Genomic DNA, 10,244 nt, shown 5'->3' with positions numbered 1-10,244 from the left:
ATGGCGCGCGAACCCGTATTGTGGATAGCGGCGATCCAGTTCTTTCATCCACCGGTCGCGCGTCACTTTGGCGATGACCGACGCAGCGGCGATTGAAGCGCTGTTGGCGTCTCCTTTTATGAGGCGCTGTTGCGGCAGTGGGCACGGCACCGCCATCGCATCAACAAGCAAATGTTCAGGCGGCGGGGAAAGGGCGTTCACCGCTTTCGCCATCGCTTGCCTTGTCGCTTCGTAAATATTCCTTTCATCGATCTCCGCCGCGCTGACGATGCCGATGCCGATGGCGACGGCGCACGCTTCAATTTGCGCAAACAATGCCTCGCGCTTTTCCGGCGTCAGCCGCTTCGAGTCGTCAAGCCCCGGCAAATAGGCGTCTTTCGGCAAGATGACCGCGGCGGCGACGACCGGGCCGGCCAGCGGGCCGCGCCCGGCCTCATCAATGCCGGCGATCCGTCTAACGCCAGCGGCGTATAGTTCCCTCTCATAACGCATTAGTTCTTCCCACCGCTGCTCGATGGCGTGCCGGCGCGCTTTCTGCCTTTCAAAACGGGCAAGAAGCGCCTGCACGCTTTTTCGCTCATCCTGCCGCAGCATCTCCCAGCGCGGGTCGTCCGCGCCAAGCTTCGGAAGCAGCGCTTCAATGTCTTTCACCGTATACCGCTTCATGCTCCTCTCCCTCTTCTACTTATTACTATCGGCTCTGTTTGGCCGACCGTAAAGCACCGCCGGCAAAAAACGCCCGCCGGACGCGCTACGTCCGTGAAGCGGGCGTTTCAAAGCTTAAGCGGCCTAATTTTTCCGTGCGGATGTCATACAAAACGATGTCAGCCACTTTATCGTAGTCAACAGCGCCGCCTGACGTCAAGCAGCCGCGCCGCCTTCCGATGGCGTCAAACAAGGCGACGATGTCATCAGGAATGTCATCAAGGCCGTAGCGCTCCGCAAGCCGGTTGGGATAGTGAGTCGACAAAAAGCGGAGCGCATAGACGGCGACATCCTGCAAGTTTAAAATTTCGTCCTTAATGGCGCCGGTCACCGCCAACTTGTAGCCCACGTCCTCATCCTCAAATTTCGGCCATAGGATGCCTGGGGTATCAAGCAGCTCCATTTCTTTGCCGACTTTGATCCATTGCTGCGCTTTTGTCACCCCCGGCTTGTCGCCGGTTTTCGCGATATGGCGGCCGGCGAGCCGGTTGATCAGCGTCGACTTGCCGACGTTCGGGATGCCGACGATGAGCGCCCGAACCGGGCGCGGGTTTTTAATCCCTTTCGCCCGCATTTTCTCGAATTTGTCTTTCACCATCTCTTTCGCTGCCGCCGCGATTTGCCGGACTCCTGTTCCGCTTTGAGCATCGATGGGCAAAGCCAGCCGCCCTTGATCGTGGAAATAGCGGATCCACTGTTCGGTCACCGCCTCATCGGCCATATCAGCCTTATTGAGCAAAATGAGGCGCGGCTTTTGTCCGAGAATCTCGTCGATCATCGGGTTGCGCGAGGACATCGGCACACGGGCGTCAAGCAGCTCAAACGCTACGTCGATCAACTTTAATTTTTCTTGCACTTCCCGCTTGGCCTTCGCCATATGGCCGGGGAACCATTGAATCACTGTCATTGGCATCACCTGCCTCGTTTATTTCACAATCCGGGCGTCAGCCAACGGCCAATACACAAGATTCGCCTTGCCAACGACTTTGGACATCGGAATGAAGCCGATATGGCGGCTGTCTTTGCTGAAACGGCGATTGTCGCCCATGACAAACAAATGCCCCGGCGGCACCGTGCTTCGCCCGGTCAGTTCCTCCAAAGTGAACGATTCCGTCAGTGGACCGCCGTCGGACAACTGCTTTTTATACTCGTCCAAATACGGCTCTTCATACGGCTTGCCATTGATATAGAGCGTATCATTTTTGTATTCAATTCGGTCGCCCGGCAGGCCGATGACTCGCTTAATATAGTCTCTCCCTTCTTCGGCGTGAAAAACAATGATATCGAAACGGTGCGGCATGCCGATTTTATACGCCAGTTTATTGACGATCATCCGCTCATGGTTATGTAATGTCGGCATCATCGAATAACCGTCGACGATGATCGGAGCGAAAATAAAGTAGCGGATGCCCCCGGCGAGCAAGACGGCAACGACGATCGCTTTCATCCATTCACGCCATTCGCTTTTTTTCTGTTCCATTGTCCACCCACCTAAATCAAAGTTTGCAGTCGTGGATCACTACCGTAATCATCATTGGCGGTAGTGAAAAAAGGAGCTTGAAAGCAAGCTCCTTTTCCGCTGTGATCCACCGTTGTCCATTATTGCGCTGCGTTCGTATTTTCCTTGATGCGCGCCGCTTTGCCGCGAAGTTCGCGCAAGTAGTACAATTTCGCGCGGCGGACTTTCCCGCGGCGGATGACTTCCAGCTTGGCGATTTTCGGCGTATGCACCGGGAATGTGCGCTCAACGCCGACGCCATAGGACACTTTGCGGACCGTGAACGTTTCGCTGATGCCCGCTCCGCGCCGTTTAATGACGACACCTTCAAACACTTGGATGCGTTCGCGGTTGCCTTCGACGACTTTCACATGAACGCGCACCGTGTCGCCCGGGCGGAAATCCGGCAAATCCGTCCGCAGTTGTTCTTTCGTAATCTCTTGGATTAAATGATGCATCATGATCCACTCCTTCCACAGATGTTCATGCCAATGATCTCTTCATTGCAGCGGAACATCGTTTTCCATCCTCAAGCCAATCGCTTAAGGTCACACAAAAGACATGATAGCATAAACTGTTGACTCAGGCAATAGCTATTCGCGCTCCTTTTCCCACTCTTTCAGCCATTGCTTTTGCTTGTCTGTAAGCGGATATTCATCGAGCAAGTCCGGACGGCGCAAAAACGTGCGCCGGAGCGATTCCTTCTCGCGCCACTCGGCGATGAGCTGATGGTTGCCAGAAAGCAGAATATCCGGCACTTTCATGCCACGGAAATCGGCCGGTCTTGTGTATTGCGGATACTCAAGCAGCCCGGAGCTGAACGAGTCATCGACCGGCGACGCCTCATTGCCGAGCACCCCGGGGAGAAGACGGACGACGCTGTCGACAATGACCATGGCGCCGAGTTCCCCGCCTGTTAAAATATAGTCGCCGATCGAAATTTCATCGGTTGCTAAATATTGGCGAATGCGTTCGTCATACCCTTCGTAATGGCCGCAAATGAGCACCAAATGCGTTTCTTTCGCCAGCTCTTCCGCCTTTTTTTGCGTGTAGCGCTCGCCTTGCGGGCAAAGCAAAATGATGCGGGCGCCAGGCGATCCAGCCGTCACGTGTTCCACCGCGTCAAAAATCGGCTGCGGCTTGAGCACCATGCCGGCGCCGCCGCCATACGGATAATCGTCGACCGTTTTATGCTTGTTGTCGGCAAACTCGCGAAAATCAATAAGGCGGATGTCGACGGCCCCTTTTTCTTGCGCCTTCTTTAAAATCGACTCGCTCAACACCCCGGAAAACATGCCGGGAAACAACGTTAAAATATCGATCCGCATCACTCGAGCAGCCCTTCCATCGGCCGGATGATGATCGTTTTCCGCTCCGGATCGACGTGCAAAACGACCTCGTCAATGTACGGAATGAGCGCTTCCGATCCGTCTTCGCGCCGGACGACCCAGACGTCGTTCGCCCCTGGAGTCAAAATTTCCTTTACCGCGCCAATGGTCTCCCCGCCTTCTGTCACGACAGTGCAGCCGATGATCTCATGGAAATAATATTCCCCTTCCGCGAGTTCGCCGAGCTGGCTTTCCGGCACCTTCAGCATCGCTCCCTTAAACCGTTCCACATCGTTGATGCTGTCATAGCCTTCAAACGACAACAAGTCAAACGATTTATGGACGCGGTGGCTTTTCACCGTGACTTCAATCGGTTCCGTGTCCCGTTCGCGGAAAATGTACAGCTTGTTTCCTTTTTTATACCGTTCTTCAGGAAAGTCGGTGCGCGAAATGACGCGCACTTCGCCGCGAATGCCGTGCGTATTGACAATTTTTCCGACATTAAACCATCGTTCCATCGCTTTCATCCCTTCTTAGCGAATCTCTTTGACGACGCCGTCTTCAATGATGATGGCGCGCGTTTTTGTCACCTCTTCCCAACGGTCGCCGACGTTCACCTCAACGAGCGCCTCGACTTCCCGCTCTTTCAATTCGCTCCCTAACGGTAGCATATGTAATTGTTCGAGCTGAAACTCAAGCAGTTTCATTTTCTCCATCCGCTCGTCGATCTCTTTGGCAAAATATTGTTTCACTAAAGCGGGCGGATAGTTTCCGCTTTTCTCCATTCGTTTCTGTTCAAAACGAAGCTGGTCGCACTCGCGCTCGAGCTGCTGCTTGCGCGCCAAAAACGCGGCGGCAAGCTCTTGTTTGCTCCGTTCGGTGACGATTTGCCGCACCTCAACCGTTTGAATGAGCTTCATCCTCTTCCCCCTTTTGACACGGAATGAACGGCACCCGGGCCATTTTTGCGCCCTTTGGCATCATATCAAAAAAGGGAGAGGAACATCCTCACCCTTTGTCTTTCACTTGCACAACAACCCGCTTTGGCGATCCGGCCGCGGCGGCGGCAACGACCGTGCGAATCGCCTGGATCGTCCGCCCTTGTTTGCCGATCACTTTGCCAGTGTCGTCTTCATGCACGGACAGCTCATAGATGACGGCCGTCTCTTCTTCGCGGCGTTCAACCGCCACCGCCTCCGGATGATCGACAAGCGCCTTGACGATCGTTTCAATGAGCGGCTTCATGTGCATCTCGCTTATTTGCCGTATTTCAAGTTATGGAACTTCTCTAAAATGCCTTGCTTCGACAGCAAGCTGCGCACCGTATCCGATGGTTTGGCGCCGTTTTGCAGCCATTTGAGCGCCAATTCCTCATCGATTTTCACTTGCGCCGGCTCAGCGACCGGATCGTACGTGCCGATCGTTTCGATAAAACGACCGTCGCGCGGCGAGCGCGAATCAGCTACCACGATGCGATAGAATGGTTTTTTCTTTGTCCCCATGCGTTTTAAACGAATTTTTACTGCCATAGTCAGTACGCACCTCCGTATAGAGTTCACACAAGATAGTATATTAACAATTCTTTTTCCGTTTGTAAAGGTTTTTCGCTTAACAGATCTTCATTTACATAAATGGAAAACGGAATCCTTTCTTTTTCCCTTTTGGCATATTCGTCATCATTTTCATCATTTTTTTCATCTCGTCAAATTGCTTCAAAAGCCGGTTTACTTCCTGCACCGTCGTGCCGCTTCCTTTGGCGATCCGCTTTTTGCGGCTAGCGTTGATGATTTCCGGATGCGTTTTCTCTTCTTTCGTCATCGAGCGGATGATCGCCTCAACGCGGGCGATTTGCTTTTCATCGACTTGGATGTTGGCGAGCCCTTTGATTTTGTTGGCGCCCGGCAGCATTTTAATCAGTTCGTCAAGCGGTCCGAGCTTGCGCACTTGGCCGAGCTGCTCCAAAAAGTCGTCAAGCGTGAAGGTGGCCGTGCGCATTTTTTGTTCGAGCTCCTTCGCCTTCTCTTCGTCGACGGCCGCCTGCGCTTTTTCGATGAGCGTCAGGACATCGCCCATGCCTAAAATGCGCGACGCCATTCGCTCCGGATGGAACGGCTCCAAAGCGTCAAGTTTTTCGCCCATCCCAGCAAACTTGATCGGCGCTCCGGTGACGGCGCGAATCGACAGCGCCGCCCCGCCGCGCGTGTCGCCGTCCAGCTTCGTCAAAATCACCCCGGTGATGCCGAGCTGCTCATGGAAGCTTTGTGCGACATTGACGGCATCTTGCCCGGTCATGGCGTCAACGACGAGGAAAATTTCATCCGGCTTGACCGCTTCTTTCATTTGCTTCAGTTCATCCATGAGCGCTTCATCAATGTGGAGGCGGCCGGCTGTGTCGATGAGCACGTAATCATAATGCTCTTCTTTCGCCCGCTCGAGCGCCTGTTTCGCGATTTCAACCGGATTGGCGTGCTCGCCTAACGAAAAGACAGGCATGTCGAGCTGCTTGCCAAGCGTCTCAAGCTGTTTGATCGCCGCCGGGCGGTAAACGTCGGCAGCCACCAGAAGCGGCTTCCGGTTATGCCGTTTGCGCAGCAAGTTGGCCAGCTTCCCGGTGGTCGTCGTTTTCCCGGCCCCTTGCAACCCGACCATCATCACAACGGTCGGCGGTTTCTTCGCGACAGCGATTTGGCTTTGCTCACCGCCCATTAACGCCGTCAGCTCTTCCTTGACGATTTTGATCACTTGCTGGCCCGGCGTTAAGCTTTTCATCACTTCCTGCCCGACAGCCCGCTCGCTCACCTGTCTGATGAAATCTTTGACGACTTTAAAGTTGACGTCAGCTTCCAAAAGCGCAAGGCGCACTTCGCGCATCATCTCTTTGACATCCGCTTCGGTGACTTTCCCTTTGCCGCGGATGCGGTTCATCACCTGCTGCAAACGTTCAGACAGTCCTTCAAACGCCATGGCGGCCACCCCCTTTTTTAATCAAGTTCGTCAAGCTCGCGGACTAGCGCCGCCAATTCGGCGTCAGCACCGTAGTGCCGGCTGATGTAGTCTTTCAGCCGCTCGATGATCTGCCGCCGCCGTTCATATTTTCGCAGCAGCCCGAGCTTCTCTTCATACTGCTCCAGCATCGCTTCTGTACGCCGGATGTTATCGTACACCGCCTGGCGGCTCACCTCATATTGTTCGGCAATTTCCCCGAGGGAGTAGTCGTCCAAGTAGTAAAGCGCCATATAGTTGCGCTGTTTCGGCGTCAACAGCGCTTGGTAAAAATCGTATAAATAGTTCATGCGCATCGTTTTTTCCAGCACCGGACTCTCCCTCCCTCATTGTTAAGTAAAATACCTTTACAAAAATGTAGTGTACCGTCTTTTCGGCAAGGTGTCAAGGGATGGAACGAACAAAGGGCTTATCGGTTACACTCCCGTGGACGTAACAACAAAGGGCGCTCCATTGTTTTGGGAGCACCCTCTGTTGGCTTGTTTATGATTCCAGCAAATCAGCAAACAATCCGTAGACGTACTGTTCTGGATCGAACACTTGCAAATCGTCCATCTTCTCGCCGAGGCCGACGAGTTTCACCGGGATGGCCATCTCGTTGCGAATGGCAAGCACGATGCCGCCTTTCGCCGTGCCGTCAAGCTTCGTCAACACGATGCCGGTCACATCGGTCGCTTCTTTAAACAGCTTGGCTTGGCTCATCGCGTTTTGCCCGGTCGTCGCATCCAACACAAGCAGTACTTCATGCGGAGCGCCCGGAATTTCGCGGCTGATGACGCGTTTCACTTTTTCGAGCTCTTTCATTAAATTCACTTTGTTTTGCAGCCGCCCGGCCGTGTCGCATAACAATACGTCAACGCCGCGCGCTTTCGCCGCTTGAATCGCATCATACATGACCGCCGCTGGATCGGAGCCGGCCGCCTGCTTAATGACGTCGACCCCAACGCGCTCGCCCCACGCTTCGAGCTGCTCGATCGCCCCGGCGCGGAACGTGTCGCCAGCTGCCAACAAGACGGATTTCCCTTCCGATTTCAGCTTATGGGCGAGCTTGCCGATCGTTGTCGTTTTACCGACGCCGTTGACACCGACGAACAAAATGACCGTCAGCCCGCCTTCTTGTATATTCAAAGCGGAAAGTTCTTTGTCATCGGCGCCGGCGCGGTAAATGTCAACGAGCTTTTCGGCGATGACGTCGCGCATTTGCGCCGGGTCTTGAATGTTGCGGCGCTTCACTTCCATTTTCAGCTCATCGACAAGTTCCATGACGGTCGTGACGCCCACATCCGCGGCGATCAAAATTTCCTCAAGCTCTTCAAAAAACTCTTCATCCACTTTCCGATAACGGGCGATGAGGTCGTTCACTTTCCCGGCGAGCGAATTTCGCGTTTTTGACAGCCCTTCTTTAAACTTTTCGGTTACGGCATCCGCTTGCTTTGTCCATTTTTCTTTCCATTTTTGAAAAAAACCCATCCAAAGCGCCTCCTTTCCATTATGACCGCACGAGCTCCTTCGAATCTTCCAAACGGACGGAAACAAGCTTTGAGACGCCCGATTCTTGCATCGTGACGCCGTACAGCACGTCCGCTTCTTCCATCGTCCCTTTTCGATGGGTGATGACGATAAACTGCGTGTCGCGGCTGAACCGTTTTAAATATTGGGCATACCGCTGCACGTTCGCTTCATCAAGCGCCGCTTCGACTTCATCAAGGACGCAAAACGGCACCGGACGCACCTTTAAAATCGAAAACAAGAGGGCGATCGCCGTCAGCGCCCGTTCGCCGCCGGAAAGCAAGCTTAAATGTTGCAGCTTTTTCCCCGGAGGCTGAGCGACGATGTCGATCCCAGTCTCAAGCAAGTCGTTCGGATCGGTCAGCCGCAAATCGGCGCGCCCGCCGCCGAACAGCTCGCCAAATACCTCGCCAAAATGGGCGCGGATTTGTTCAAACGTCGCGAAAAATCGTTTTTTCATTTCATCGTCCATTTCATCAATGACTTGGTGGAGCGTCGCCTTCGCCTCTTCCAAATCGGTTTTTTGCTCGCTTAAAAAGCGGTGCCGTTCGGAAACTCGTTCGTATTCATCGATCGCCCCCAAGTTGACGGTGCCGAGCTCCTCCATGGCGCGCTTGATCAGCTTCACCCGCTTGCGCGCCTCATCGGCGCCGATCTCAAGCGGGTACGCGGAGCGAGCCGCTTCAAACGACAGCCCATACTCTTCGCGCAGACGGACAAGCAAATTCTCAAGCTCCACATCAAGCCGGTTCAACTTTACTTCTTCGTCTTTCACGACATCGGCGAGCTGTTTATGCTGCCGCTTCGTCTCTTTCCATTCCTGTTCCAAATGTTCAAGACGGCGTTGGAAATCGAGCCGCTGTTCGCGACGGCTCGCGATCAGCTCCAATGTCTTTTGCTTGTCCTCAAGCTTTTGCTCTCGCAGCTGCTCAATCTCTTCCTCGTTCCATTCCGGCGCCTCCATTTCCGCATCCAAAGCGGCTCGTTCGCGCTCTGCTTCTTTGAGCCCACGGATCGTTTCGGCAAGCTCCGCTTCCCATTCTTCCACTTTCCGGCGTGCATGTTTCACGCGCTCTTTCGTTTCCGCCAAGGCGATTTTTTGCTCCGTGATCGCTGCCTGGAGCGCCTCTTTCGTCGTTTGCTCCGTCTGTTTTTGCGCCTGCAGCCGGCTGATGTCGTCATCGATCGCCTGCAGTTTCTCGGCAAGCTGCTCAAGCTGCCTGTCAATGGCGCCGAGGCGGCGGTTGAGCTCTGCCATTTCGCGCTCGTCGTTCGCCTTTTCTTCATCATACAGTGCAAGCCGCTCGTCGATCCGTTTTTTCTGCCATTCGAGCTCGCGTTGCTCGTCCTTTTGTCTTTGCAGGGCCTCCCGAAGCGCCGCAACCTCTTCTTGCAGCGCGTCCGCCTGCGCTTCCTGCTCCGCCAGCTCGTGTCGTTTTGCGGCAACAGCCCGCTCAAGCCGAGCGATCGTTTCATCCATTTCCTGCAGTTTGGCCGAAAGCGTCTCAAGCTCGCGGTTTCGACTTAGCAACGACGCGGTCTTTTTCGCCGCCCCGCCGCCGGTCATCGCCCCGCCAGGGCTGACGACATCACCGTCCAATGTCACGAGGCGATAGCGATAGTGAAGAAGCTTGGCCAGCTCATTCGCGCCTTTTAAATCGGCTGTCACGATGACATGGCCGAGCAAATGGGCGATCGCCGCCCTATAGGCGCGGTCGTATTCGACGAGCTCGCTTGCGATGCCGACAAACGCCGGATGGCGGTCAATCGCCGCCCGCTCCCGTTCGGAAAGCGCGCGCGCTTGGATGACGTCAAGCGGCAAAAACGTCGCGCGCCCGTAGCCGTTCGTTTTCAAATAGTGAATCGCTTGCCGCGCCGCCTGTTCGCTGTCAACGACGATATGCTGCATCGCCCCGCCGAGCGCCGTTTCAATCGCCGTCTCATAGCGGTCCGGCACGCGAATGAGCTCAACAATGGCGCCATGAATGCCGGGCAGAAGGTCGCGCGCCTTTAATACTTCTTTTACTCCTTGGACAAAACCGGAATAATCATGTTGCATCTCTTCCAACCATTGCTGGCGCGCTTTGGTTTGCTGCCGGTATTGGCGCGCCTGATGCAGCAACGCTTCATGCTGCTCGAGCTCCGTTTTTTGCGCTGCGAGCGCCGCGGCGAGAGCGGCTTGTCTGTTATGCGCTTCCGTC

The 10,244-nt window shown here is 54.7% G+C and carries 13 protein-coding genes; all 13 read right to left on the bottom strand.

Translation table 11 applies throughout. From position 1 onward, the window contains the following. Nucleotides 1-666 (bottom strand): ribonuclease HII (locus VU18_RS05180; RefSeq protein ID WP_236687291.1); only part of this gene is annotated, 666 nt, incomplete at its 3' end. Between the two features lie 85 nt (nt 667-751). Continuing rightward, the gene (ylqF, locus tag VU18_RS05175; protein WP_013145770.1) at nt 752-1,618 is read right to left on the bottom strand and encodes a ribosome biogenesis GTPase YlqF; all 867 of its coding nucleotides are present in this window, start codon (nt 1,616-1,618) and stop codon (nt 752-754) included. 12 nt (nt 1,619-1,630) lie between these two features. Continuing rightward, a complete protein-coding gene (lepB, locus tag VU18_RS05170; RefSeq protein WP_011230703.1) occupies nt 1,631-2,185 on the bottom strand; it encodes a signal peptidase I in 555 nt (184 codons plus the stop codon). 119 nt (nt 2,186-2,304) lie between these two features. Next, entirely contained in the window at nt 2,305-2,661 is a 357-nt protein-coding gene (gene rplS, locus VU18_RS05165; protein WP_013145772.1) for a 50S ribosomal protein L19, read from the bottom strand. Between the two features lie 135 nt (nt 2,662-2,796). Further along, nucleotides 2,797-3,531, bottom strand: coding sequence for a tRNA (guanosine(37)-N1)-methyltransferase TrmD (gene trmD, locus VU18_RS05160; RefSeq protein ID WP_011230701.1), 735 nt, complete (start codon nt 3,529-3,531; stop codon nt 2,797-2,799). Next, nucleotides 3,531-4,049 carry a ribosome maturation factor RimM gene (gene rimM, locus VU18_RS05155; protein ID WP_013145773.1) on the bottom strand — a complete coding sequence of 173 codons (519 nt, stop codon included), beginning with the start codon at nt 4,047-4,049 and terminating at the stop codon, nt 3,531-3,533. The genes trmD and rimM overlap by 1 nt, the downstream gene beginning before the upstream one ends. A 15-nt stretch (nt 4,050-4,064) precedes the next feature. Beyond that, nucleotides 4,065-4,451 carry a YlqD family protein gene (locus VU18_RS05150; RefSeq protein WP_011230699.1) on the bottom strand — a complete coding sequence of 129 codons (387 nt, stop codon included), beginning with the start codon at nt 4,449-4,451 and terminating at the stop codon, nt 4,065-4,067. 88 nt (nt 4,452-4,539) lie between these two features. Continuing rightward, entirely contained in the window at nt 4,540-4,776 is a 237-nt protein-coding gene (locus tag VU18_RS05145) for a KH domain-containing protein (protein WP_011230698.1), read from the bottom strand. Nucleotides 4,777-4,787: 11 nt separating this feature from the next. Continuing rightward, on the bottom strand, nt 4,788-5,060 hold the full coding sequence (rpsP, locus tag VU18_RS05140; protein ID WP_011230697.1) for a 30S ribosomal protein S16: 273 nt from the start codon (nt 5,058-5,060) through the stop codon (nt 4,788-4,790). 94 nt (nt 5,061-5,154) lie between these two features. Then, complete coding sequence (gene ffh, locus VU18_RS05135; RefSeq protein WP_011230696.1) at nt 5,155-6,495, bottom strand: signal recognition particle protein; 1,341 nt, start codon at nt 6,493-6,495, stop codon at nt 5,155-5,157. Between the two features lie 17 nt (nt 6,496-6,512). Beyond that, nucleotides 6,513-6,845, bottom strand: coding sequence for a putative DNA-binding protein (locus VU18_RS05130; RefSeq protein WP_013523384.1), 333 nt, complete (start codon nt 6,843-6,845; stop codon nt 6,513-6,515). Nucleotides 6,846-7,017: 172 nt separating this feature from the next. Further along, the gene (gene ftsY / locus VU18_RS05125) at nt 7,018-8,004 is read right to left on the bottom strand and encodes a signal recognition particle-docking protein FtsY (protein WP_013523383.1); all 987 of its coding nucleotides are present in this window, start codon (nt 8,002-8,004) and stop codon (nt 7,018-7,020) included. A gap of 19 nt (nt 8,005-8,023) precedes the next feature. Then, nucleotides 8,024-10,244, bottom strand: a 2,221-nt coding sequence (smc, locus tag VU18_RS19360; RefSeq protein WP_047757804.1) for a chromosome segregation protein SMC, incomplete at its 5' end; no start/stop codon positions are given.

The organism is Geobacillus sp. ZGt-1 (assembly GCF_001026865.1).
In the GTDB taxonomy this organism is placed as follows: Bacteria; Bacillota; Bacilli; order Bacillales; family Anoxybacillaceae; genus Geobacillus; species Geobacillus thermoleovorans.
Note: the sequence above shows the minus strand (reverse complement) of the source record. Positions and strands in the feature narration are given on the sequence as shown.